This is a genomic window from Streptomyces ureilyticus (genome assembly GCF_011045025.1).
Classification (GTDB): domain Bacteria; phylum Actinomycetota; class Actinomycetes; order Streptomycetales; family Streptomycetaceae; genus Streptomyces; species Streptomyces ureilyticus.
The window spans coordinates 1-9577 of sequence record NZ_JAAKZX010000290.1 but is presented as its reverse complement, the minus strand read 5'-3'; the positions used below and the strand labels follow the sequence as shown (position 1 = coordinate 9577).

Here is a 9577-nt window from a genome sequence, read left to right as displayed (position 1 = left end):
CGGGTGGGGTCGTGGGGTGCCCAGCCACCGGACCGGCCCCGCACCCACCACGCACCAAAGGGGCGCGGGGAACTGCGCGACCAGCCACGACGGACCGTCAGCCGACAACGAACCCAACCGCTCTTCCGCCGGAGGCACCCCGCGGGGAACTGCGCGAGCAACCACACGCACCCGCACCCGCCCAACCGCCGGAGGCAACGGTACGGTCGTCCAAGGGGCCGAGGACCACACCAATACCGCCACCCCCGGAGGGACTTCGTGGGGATTGAGAGCGACAAGCTCGTGTTCGACTACCTGAGCCGGGTCGGCGACCTGGCTCAGAGCCGACAGCTGCCGTCGGGAGCGCGCATGCGGCTCGTTACCGAGTTGCGTGGCGAGATCGACCGGCGCCGGGCCAAGGCGGGCGCCGACAGCCCGGCCTCCGTGCGTCGTATCCTCGCGCGCCTCGGCACCCCGGAGGACGTCGTCGCCGCGGCGCGCGGCGGGGCAAGCGAGGGAAGCGAGGAAAGCGGGCGGGAGCCCGCGGCCGCCGTTCCCGTCCAGCGTGCCGACGAAGAGGAAGAGCGCCCCAAGGGGCTGCGGCGCGTTGTCCCACGGCCACGGTCCGCGGAGCCGTCCGCGGCAAGTGACGTACCGACGAATCCCGGTGCCGGACCCTCTCCGCCGCACCTCGCGAGTACGGAGGAACTCGGGTCCGGGGAGCCCGACTGGTGGCGGGTGGACCGGAGTTCGTTCGGCCTGACGGACAGTGTGCCGGGGTTCGTGGGGGGCCTGGAGATCCCCGAACTGCTCAAGCCCCCGCCCTCGGACACCGAGGACACCGACGAAGCCGCGCCGAAGAAGCTCGCACCGCTCGCCGAGCCCAAGAAGCTGGTCAAGGAACCCGTGCCGGTCGAGGCGGCCGAGCCCGCGGAGACGGCCGGTACGGCGAAGAAGCGGCGCCGTTTCCTCCCCTCGGCGCGCCCCCACCCCCGTACCGGAGGAGGCGCCCCAAGCCCCCTCCTCCTGCTCGCCGCCGCCCTTCTCGTGGCCGGTGCCTTCATCGGCAACCTCGTCGTCCTCGCCCTCGGCTGGCTCATCGCCTATCTGTCGCGGCGGCTGACTCCGGCCGAGTCGAAGTTCGCGGTCCTGGGCGTGCCCGGTCTGGTCGCCGCCGCGGGCATCACCTGGCTGTGGGGACGTACGGAGGGGCGCTGGGGCGACGACATCGACAAGGGCCAGATGAGCGGCGCGATCGCCGAGACCTGGCCCTGGGTCCTCAAGGGCGCGGCCATCGCCTCGGCCGTCTACCTGGTGTGGAGGTCACAGCGGCAACGGTCGTAGGGGTACGTCGAAGCGGCCGGCTCACGCCCTGGATGCGGACGGGGCGCATGGCCCGTACGACCGGACGCATGGCCCGTACGACCCCCTGGGCACAATGGCCCATATGACTTCTCCGGTGCTGACCGTCGGCTTCGACCTCGATATGACCCTCATCGACTCCCGCCCCGGCATCCACGCCTGCTACCTGGCGCTCTCCGAGCGGACCGGGACCTACATCGACGCCGATCTGGCCATCACCCGGCTCGGTCCGCCGCTGGAGGAGGAGCTGGTCAACTGGTTCCCGGCCGACCAGGTCGCCGCCATGGCCGACGTCTACCGTGAGATGTACCCCGCACACGCCATCGCGGGGACGACCGCGATGGCCGGCGCCCACGAGGCGATCGCGGCCGTACAGGACGCGGGCGGCCGGGCGGTCGTCGTCACCGCCAAGTACGAACCCAACGCCAAGCTGCACCTGAAGCACCTCGGCATCGCCGCCGACGCCGTCATCGGCGACCTGTGGGCCGAGCGCAAGGCGGAGGCGCTGCGCGAATACGGGGCCGGTGTCTACGTCGGCGACCACACCGGTGACGTACGCGGTGCGCGGATCGCCGAGGCGCTGTCCGTCGCGGTGGCGACCGGGCCGTGCGACGCGGAGGAACTGCGTACCGCCGGCGCGGATGTGGTGCTCGCGGATCTGACGGCGTTCCCGGCCTGGCTGGCCCGGTACGGGGCGTAGGCCGCCTATTGCGCGGATTGCGCGGAGCGCGCCCGGCGGCGCTGTGCCGCCGCCGTCCGGAGGACGCCCGCTGCCGCGATCAGGAAGCCCACGCCCATCAGCATGCTCAGGCCGAACATGTACACCGGGAAGGGCGACTTGCCGAGCAGCATGGGGGCCACGGTGACCAGAGTGGCCACGGCTCCTACGAAGAAGACGATGCCGCCGGTACGGACCAGTCGGTCACCGGGTTCGGCGGAATTCGCTTGGGTTTTGTCACGCACTCGACCAGGGTAGTTCCCTGCGCGAAGGAACAATCCGGTGACGTCTTGTCAGCCGCCGCCGGACCATTAGCCTTGGTACCGGCGGGTCGGGCACGACCCGCTGTAGTGCTATCCAGAGCAGTTTTCCCGAATCGTTCATCATTCAGCCAGAGCACCAACCGACGACTACGAGGACGAGGACAGACGTGCCTACCGGCAAGGTCAAGTGGTTCAATTCTGAGAAGGGCTTCGGCTTTCTCTCCCGCGACGACGGCGGCGACGTCTTCGTTCATTCCTCGGTCCTGCCCGCCGGAGTCGATGCTCTCAAGCCGGGCCAGCGAGTGGAGTTCGGCGTCGTGGCCGGCCAGCGCGGCGACCAGGCACTCTCGGTGGTCCTCCTGGACCCGACCCCCTCCGTGGCGGCCGCCCAGCGCCGCAAGCCGGACGAACTCGCGTCGATCGTCCAGGACCTGACCACCCTGCTCGAAAACATCACGCCCATGCTGGAAAAGGGCCGCTACCCGGACAAGACCTCCGGCAAGAAGATCGCGGGCCTGCTGCGAGCGGTGGCGGACCAGCTGGACGTGTAGGGCCTTCTACGGAAAGCGCAGTGCGTCGGCGGCGAGGGGCGGCACCAGCCCCTCCGCCGCCGCCCGCGTGAGCAGGCCCCTGACCGCCGCGTAGCCGTCCTCGCCCAGGTCCGCCGTGAACTCGTTGACGTAGAGACCGATGTGCTGGTTTGCGACCGCCGGGTCCATCTCCTGGGCGTGCTCCAGGACGTACGGCCGGGAGGCCTCCGGGTCGTCCCAGGCGGCGCGGACGGACGTACGGATCGAGTCGGCGAGCAGCCGCAGCGCGTCCGTGCCCAGTGACCGCTTGGCGATGATCGCGCCCAGCGGGATCGGCAGCCCGGTGGTGTCCTCCCAGTGCTCGCCCATGTCCGCGAGCTTGTGCAGCCCGTACTTCTGGTACGTGAAGCGCGCCTCGTGGATGACGAGCCCGGCGTCGACCCGCCCGTCCCGTACGGCGGGCATGATCTCGTGGAAGGGCATGACCACGATCTCGCCGACGCCCTCCGGGAGCGTGTCGGCCGCCCACAGGCGGAACAGCAGATACGCCGTCGACCTCTCGCTGGGCACCGCGACCGTACGGCCGGTGAGGTCGACGCCCGCCTCCCGCGTGAGTACCAGCGGCCCGCAGCCCCGGCCCAGCGCGCCGCCGCAGGGCAGCAGGGCGTACTCGTCGAGGACGTACGGCAGCACGGCGTACGACACCTTCAGCACATCCAGCTCGGCGCGCTCGGCCATGCCGTTCGTGATGTCGATGTCCGCGAAGGTCACTTCCAGCGCGGGCGCTCCGGGGATGCGTCCATGGGCCCAGGCGTCGAAGACGAAGGTGTCGTTGGGGCAGGGGGAGTAGGCGATCCGCACGGGCTGCTCAGTGGTCATGTGGCTTCCAACTCTCCAGTGCGGGCGGGAGCTTCCCGAACGCCTCCGTGAGCGCCGCGAGCGCGTCGCCGATGCGCCAGGCGGCGCGGTCGCGGGGGCCGACGGGGTTGGACACGGCGCGCAGCTCCAGCACGGGCACACCGTGCGCGGCGGCCGCCTCGGCGACCCCGAAGCCCTCCATCGCCTCGGCCAGCGCCCCCGGATGACGGCGCCGCAGCTCGGCGGCCCGTTCGGCGGTTCCGGTCACGGTGTTGACGGTGAGGACGGTGCCGGTACGGGCTCCCGTGGCGGCCGCGACTTCTCGTACGAGTGAGGGGGGCGGCCGGTGGCTGACGGAGCCGAAGCCGAGTTCGGTGACCGGCACGAAGCCGTCCGCGGTCTCGGCGCCGAGGTCCGCGACGGTGATCTCGTCGGCGAGGACGAGGGATCCCAGGGGCGCCTCGGGCTGGAAGCCGCCGGCGATACCGGCAGAGACGACGAGGTCGTACGAGGTCCCTGCCAGGGCGGCGGTGGTGAGGGCGACCGCGGTCGACGCGGCGGCCGCCGCCGAGCCCACGCCCGCGACGAGCAGGTCGGCGGTGGTGGGGCCGGTGCCGCTGCCGCTGAACGCCGAAGCCACCGCGTCCCGTTCGACGGTGACCGCGGTGGCTACGAGGATGTGCATGGGCGGCGGACCGGGCGGCTCAGGCGTCGTCGTTCTCGAGCTTGAAGTTCCACACACCCTGGATGTCTTCGCCGGACTGCTGGACGACGCTGACGTTCAGCTCCTTGGGGGCCTGCTGGCCCTGCTGCTCGGCGAAGAGGTCGACGCCCTGGAAGGCGTAGTACGTCTTCTTGAGCGGCGAGATGACCTGCTGGCCGTTGATCCACAGGGACCAGCCCTCGTCCGCGATCTCCGGGTCCACACCGATGCGCAGCGTCTCACCCTGCGGCACCCGGAGCGTGTCCTCGGCCTTCGCCTGGGTGCACTTGGTGGCCTCGGCACGGGCGATGGCCTTGCCGTCGCTGTAGCACTCGGCCTCGGCGCTCTTCGAGGTCTTGCCGACCGTGACGGTCGCCATCGGCGTCGGCTTGTCGCAGGCGGCCAGGACGAGAAGTCCGGCGGAAACAGCGCCGACGGCAGCGACGGCGCGACGACGGCGAACGTGGCCGTGTCCAGGAGCGGCACTGCCGCGGGGCAGGGAGGTCATGGGGGCAGGCTATCTGGCCTGGGGGGTGCCCCGGCCAACTGGGTCAGGCCACCCGGGCTCGCGGGCTGCCCCCGCGGTGCCGGGCCGCGCTCAGCAGTCCGCGGACCGTGGTGAGCCAGCCGGCGGCGACGATGGCGGTGGCCACCGACATGCCGAGGGTGCCGTTGAGGGGCAGGGCGATGCCGATCGCGCCGCCGACCACCCAGGACATCTGCAGCAGCGTTTCCGAGCGCGCGAAAGCCGACGTACGGACCAGCTCGGGCACGTCGCGCTGGATCAGGGCGTCCAGCGACAGCTTGGACAGGGCCTGCGCGAAGCCGGCGAACGCCCCGAGCACCGCCACCAGAGGGGCCCCGAAGAACACCGCCGCCGTGATCGCCACCCCGAGCACCACCGCGATCACCGTCACGATGATCACCTCCGGTGCCCGCGATCTCAGGGCCGCCCCGACCGCCGTACCGAGCGCGTTGCCCACGCCCGCCGCGACGCCCACGATGCCCAGCGAGACGGCCGCGCTCTGGCCCGCGAGCGGGTGCTCACGCAGCAGGAAGGCCAGGAAGAAGATCAGGAAACCGGACAGCCCGCGCAAGGCCGCGTTCGCCGCGAGCGCGTGGGTGACAGCGGGTCCGACCGTACGCAGCCCGGGCCGCTGTGGCGGCTTCAGGTGCGGCCCGTGCAGATGCTGCTCGTCCGCCGCAAGCAGTGCCTTGTCCTCGCCCTTCGCGGAGTCGACCTTGGATGGCAGCGTGAACGACAGGAACGTACCCGCCACGAAGATCACGAACGCCCCGTAGAGCGGATAGCGCGGCCCCAGCGCCTGAAGCCCCGCCCCGATCGGCGCCGCCACACCCGTGGCGAGCAGACCGCCCAGGGTGACCCGGGAGTTCGCCTTCACCAGCGAGAAGTTGGGCGGCAGCAGCCGTGGCACGACCGCGCTTCTGACGACGCCGTACGCCTTCGACGCCACCAGGACGCCGAGGGCGGCCGGGTACAGCTCGATGCTGCCTGTGACGACCGCGCCCGAGAGCAGCAGGGCCATGAACGCGCGCGCGATGAACGCGCCCGCCATCGCGGCGCGCCGGCCGTGCGGCAGGCGGTCCAGAATGGGGCCGACGACCGGGGCGAGCAGCGTGAACGGAGCCATCGTGATCGCGAGGTACAGGGCCACTCGGCCACGGGCCTCGTCCGTCGGGACCGAGAAGAAGACCGTCGAGGCGAGCGCGACGGTGATCATCATGTCCCCGGCGCCGTTCACCCCGTGCAGCTCGATCAGCTTGCCGAGCCCGGATTCGCCCGCTCCGTGCGCATGTGTCGCTTTACGGATACCTCGAGCCGTCCCCGTGAACGGCAGATGCAGGGCACGCCCGACGGAACGGAGAGCCCCGCGCACCGGGCCCGCTCCGCTCATCCGACCACTTCCCTCGGCGCCGCCTTCACCGAATCCGGCGGCACCTTGGGACGACCTCGCGGTTGCCACTCCGCAATAGTGCCCCTTGTTGGGCGGTGATAGTGCCTTACCCGCGCGTATGAGAGCCGAGTGGACCGGCGGGTTCGTGTAAAGGCCTGCCGACTCGGTGTGTGCCCGGCGGCGGCGAGAGGGTAGCGTGCGTAGGGCGCCCCCGCGACGGTGGTTCTCGGCCGCGCGCCTGACGGCCATCCCGCAGAATGGATGGTGTAGGTGCGCCCGAGTGCGATCGGGCGCGGACGTCGACGCGGCCCTCCCCCGGTGCCTCAACTGCCCGGGAGATGCCCCCAGCCGCTCCGTCCGCACCCCCGGCGAGGGATGGCGCACTCGTGAGACGGCGTAGGAGAGAAGCGATACCTGTGAGCGCGACAACGCGAAGCCGCACCCCCGACCGCCTGTGCGCCGAGGCGGTCGACCTCGCCAGGACCGCCGCCGAGGAGGCCGCCGCGCCCGGCGTCGTCGGGGAGCACTCCGGGCTCGTCTCCGAAGGGGACCGCGTCGTCACGCACTTCTTCGAGTGCAAGGAGCCCGGCTATCGCGGCTGGCGCTGGGCGGTGACCGTCGCGCGGGCCTCGCGGGCGAAGATCGTGACCCTCGACGAAACGGTGCTGCTGCCCGGGCCCGACGCGCTGCTCGCGCCCGAGTGGGTGCCGTGGAGCGAGCGGCTGCGGCCCGGGGACATGGGGCCGGGGGACCTGCTCCCCACGGAGGCGGAGGACCTCCGGCTCGAGCCCGGTTTCACCGGCGAGGACGAGCCCGCGCCGAACTCGCCCGTCTCCGAGGAGATGGCCGAGCTCGTCGAGGCGGAGGATCTAGAGGTGACGGCCGGGGCGCCTTCGACGCTGCCCGTCGTGCCGACCCGTGGTTCGATCGCGGCCATCGCGGAGGAGCTGGGGCTGCGGCGGGCCCGGGTGCTGTCCCGGTACGGCCTCCATACCGCGGCCGATCGCTGGGAGGACACGCACGGTCCCAAGACAGCGATGGCTCAGGCGGCGCCTGCCGCCTGTGTGAGCTGCGGTTTCCTGTATCCCATCGGTGGGTCGCTGGGGCAGGCCTTCGGTGTCTGCGGCAATGAGTTCTCGCCGGCGGACGGTCGTGTGGTCTCGCTGGCGTACGGGTGCGGGGGGCACTCGGAGGCGGCGGTCATGCCGGCGCCTCCGCGGCCGGCACCGCCGGTGATCGACGAGACTCGCGTCGACCCGTTCCCCCTTCGCCCGTCGCCGGACTCGGGGTCCGTCCCGCCGGCCTCGGACGAGTCGTCGGCGGAACTGGGGCACTCCTGAACCACCGGGTGCGTCGTATGCCCGTCGCGTAGCTTCGGTCTGGGCCCACCCGCGCCCTGTGAAAGCAGACAGCCGTATGCCTGGTTGGCGACGGCCTGACGCACTGGCCCGCGGCCCCGCACCCACCACGCACCCGAGAGGCGCGGGGCTGTGACACTTGCGGCTCCGCCGCGATGGGGGTCCCCCGCTCGAGCGCAGCCGAGAGTGGGGGAGCGAGCAACCACCCACGCACCCGCAGCCGCCCAACCGCCGGAGGCACCCCGCGGGGAACGCGGCGACCAGCCACATCCAACCCGCAGCCAACAACGAACCCAACCGCCGGAAGCAACCGGTACCTTCGGTGCCGCGACCAACGGCCGCACCCCTCGAAGAAGGAGACAGAACCGTGAGCAAGTTCGTGCGGCCGGCAGCCGAGGGCGCGGACCCGTTCGGGACGGGGCGGCTGCGGCGTGGGGTGCTGGACGCCTGGGCGGCCAGCCCGGCGCGGTTCCGCGAGGACGCGAACGCCGAGGAGGACCTGGCCCTCGGCGGCTACCGCGACCGCCTCGTCGTCGAGCTGGCGCAGAACGCCGCCGACGCCGCGGCCCGCGCCGGCGTACCGGGCCGCCTCCGGCTCACCCTCCGCGGCGGCGTCCTCGTCGCCGCCAACACCGGCGCCCCCCTGGACGCGGCCGGCGTCGAGTCGCTGTCGACCCTCCGGGCCTCCGCCAAGCGCGAGGACCACGAGGGCACCGTCGGCCGCTACGGCGTCGGCTTCGCCGCCGTGCTCGCGGTGACCGACGAGCCCGCCATCGTCGGCCGGCACGGCGGCGCCCGCTGGTCCCTCGCCGAGGCCCGCGAAGCCGCCACCGACACCGCCGGCCACAGCCCAGGGCTGGGTGACGAGATCCGCCGCCGCGACGGCCATGTGCCCCTGCTTAGGCTGCCGTTCGCGGCGGAGGGCACGGCCCCGGACCCGTACGACACCGTCGTGATCCTCCCGCTGCGCGACCCGGCCGCCCAGGACCTCACCGAGCGCCTCCTCGACTCGGTCGACGACGCGCTGCTCCTCGCCCTGCCCGGCCTCGAAGAGGTCGTCGTGGAGATCGGTGAGGGCGAGGAGGGCGTCCGCACGCTGCGGCGGCACAGCGAAGGCGGCATCGTCACCGTCGAGGACTCGCGGAACGGTACGACGCGCTGGCGCACCGTCTCCGCGTACGGCCCCCTGGAGGCGGACCTCCTCGCCGACCGCCCCGTCGAGGAGCGGCTGCGCCCGCAGTGGTCCGTCACCTGGGCGGTGCCCGTCGACGCCGACGGCTCCCCGGCCCGCCCCCGTACCAGCCCCGTCGTCCACGCGCCCACGCCGAGCGACGAAGCCCTCGGCGTACCCGCCCTGCTCATCGCCTCGTTCCCCCTCGACACGACCCGCCGCCATGCCGCCCCCGGCCCGCTGACCGACTTCCTCGTGCAGCGGGCGGCGGACGCGTACGCCGAACTGCTCGCCGACTGGCGGCCGGTCTCGACCGGGATCATCGACCTCGTGCCGGGGCCGCTCGGCAAGGGCGAGCTGGACGGTGCGCTGCGTCAGGCGATCCTGGACCGGCTGCCGCGTACCGCCTTCCTGCCCCCGGCCATCACCCCGCGCGCCGAGGACACCGACCTGCCCGAAGCCCTCCGCCCCCGCGACGCGGAGGTCGTCGAGTCGGCCGGCGCCGAGACCGTACGGGTCCTCGCCGAGGTGCTGCCCAGCCTCCTCCCCGCCGGGCTCGAACGCCGGGTGGAGCTGCGGACGCTGGGCGTCGCCCGCGTACCGCTGACCGAGGCCATCGACCGGCTCGCGGGTCTGGAGAAGGAGCCCGGCTGGTGGCGGCGGCTGTACGACAGCCTCGCCGGCGTCGACCCGGACCGGCTCTCGGGACTGCCCGTGCC

The 9577-nt window shown here is 72.5% G+C and carries 10 protein-coding genes; 5 read left to right on the top strand and 5 right to left on the bottom strand.

What is annotated here, in order from left to right:
* The first annotated feature begins 258 nt into the window (after positions 1–258).
* Together G6048_RS44035 and G6048_RS44030 are read left to right on the top strand one after the other, a co-directional pair.
* On the top strand, positions 259–1323 hold the full coding sequence (locus G6048_RS44035) for an HAAS signaling domain-containing protein (protein ID WP_165345233.1): 1065 nt from the start codon (positions 259–261) through the stop codon (positions 1321–1323).
* Positions 1324–1417: 94 nt separating this feature from the next.
* Positions 1418–2041: an HAD family hydrolase gene (locus G6048_RS44030; protein WP_165345232.1), complete on the top strand. Its 624-nt coding sequence runs from the start codon at positions 1418–1420 to the stop codon at positions 2039–2041.
* A gap of 5 nt (positions 2042–2046) precedes the next feature.
* On the opposite strand, the gene G6048_RS44025 is transcribed toward G6048_RS44030, so the two are convergent.
* Positions 2047–2304 carry a hypothetical protein gene (locus G6048_RS44025; protein WP_165345231.1) on the bottom strand — a complete coding sequence of 86 codons (258 nt, stop codon included), beginning with the start codon at positions 2302–2304 and terminating at the stop codon, positions 2047–2049.
* Between the two features lie 185 nt (positions 2305–2489).
* On the opposite strand from G6048_RS44025, the gene G6048_RS51675 reads away from it, so the two are divergent.
* Complete coding sequence (locus tag G6048_RS51675; RefSeq protein ID WP_165345230.1) at positions 2490–2873, top strand: cold-shock protein; 384 nt, start codon at positions 2490–2492, stop codon at positions 2871–2873.
* Between the two features lie 6 nt (positions 2874–2879).
* On the opposite strand, the gene G6048_RS44015 is transcribed toward G6048_RS51675, so the two are convergent.
* Genes G6048_RS44015 through G6048_RS44000 form a run of 4 tightly spaced genes read right to left on the bottom strand, consistent with a single transcriptional unit; the run spans position 2880 to position 6398 of the window.
* On the bottom strand, positions 2880–3731 hold the full coding sequence (locus G6048_RS44015; protein WP_206342879.1) for a 1,4-dihydroxy-6-naphthoate synthase: 852 nt from the start codon (positions 3729–3731) through the stop codon (positions 2880–2882).
* On the bottom strand, positions 3721–4395 hold the full coding sequence (locus G6048_RS44010) for a futalosine hydrolase (RefSeq protein WP_165345229.1): 675 nt from the start codon (positions 4393–4395) through the stop codon (positions 3721–3723). Before G6048_RS44010 ends, G6048_RS44015 begins: the two co-directional genes overlap by 11 nt.
* Positions 4396–4414: 19 nt before the next feature.
* Positions 4415–4921 carry a hypothetical protein gene (locus tag G6048_RS44005; protein ID WP_165345228.1) on the bottom strand — a complete coding sequence of 169 codons (507 nt, stop codon included), beginning with the start codon at positions 4919–4921 and terminating at the stop codon, positions 4415–4417.
* Between the two features lie 43 nt (positions 4922–4964).
* Positions 4965–6398, bottom strand: coding sequence for an MFS transporter (locus G6048_RS44000; protein ID WP_165345227.1), 1434 nt, complete (start codon positions 6396–6398; stop codon positions 4965–4967).
* A 347-nt stretch (positions 6399–6745) separates the two neighbouring features.
* Here G6048_RS44000 and G6048_RS43995 point away from each other — a divergent pair, with 347 nt between their 5' ends.
* Together G6048_RS43995 and G6048_RS43990 are read left to right on the top strand one after the other, a co-directional pair.
* Positions 6746–7669 (top strand): DUF3027 domain-containing protein, encoded by a 924-nt coding sequence (locus tag G6048_RS43995; RefSeq protein ID WP_328828754.1) that lies wholly within the window; start codon positions 6746–6748, stop codon positions 7667–7669.
* 385 nt (positions 7670–8054) lie between these two features.
* Positions 8055–9577 (top strand): sacsin N-terminal ATP-binding-like domain-containing protein (locus G6048_RS43990; RefSeq protein ID WP_408056231.1); only part of this gene is annotated, 1523 nt, incomplete at its 3' end.